Source organism: Paenibacillus sp. 01T422, from assembly GCF_056398785.1.
This window is the reverse complement of record NZ_JBFTQB010001731.1, coordinates 1-376: the sequence shown is the minus strand read 5'-3', so window position 1 is coordinate 376 and position 376 is coordinate 1. Positions and strand designations below refer to the sequence as shown.

Genomic DNA, 376 nt, shown 5'->3' with positions numbered 1-376 from the left:
GATTAAGCCCACTTCAAATTCACCTGCTGATACGATGATAATACGAGAAGCATCGGAAGTCGCTTGTTCTTCGAGTCCAAAACGTGAGCGAAGATTGATAATCGGAATAACAACACCACGAAGATTGATCACGCCTTTCACAAATTCAGGCGCTTTGGGAACACGCGTCATTGGCTGCATTCTTTCAATCGTTCTGACTTTCTCGACTTCCACGCCATACTCTTCCGCTCCAAGTGCGAAGACGATTACTTTTTTTTCTTCTCCCATTGTAATATCCTCCTTAGAATTATGTTGTTATTTAATCAAAGCGTTTGGATCAATAATCAAAGCCACTTGCCCATCTCCAAGAATCGTCGCACCCGAGATAGCAAACAGG

Annotated in this window: 2 protein-coding genes; both read right to left on the bottom strand. The window is 43.1% G+C overall.

Annotated features, from left to right (window positions below; all coding sequences use genetic code 11):
• Window positions 1-267 (bottom strand): chemotaxis protein CheW (locus AC1DUA_RS40980; RefSeq protein ID WP_477505062.1); only part of this gene is annotated, 267 nt, incomplete at its 3' end.
• A 27-nt stretch (window positions 268-294) separates the two neighbouring features.
• The coding region (locus AC1DUA_RS40975) for a chemotaxis protein CheW (protein WP_477505063.1) at window positions 295-376 on the bottom strand (82 nt) is incomplete at its 5' end.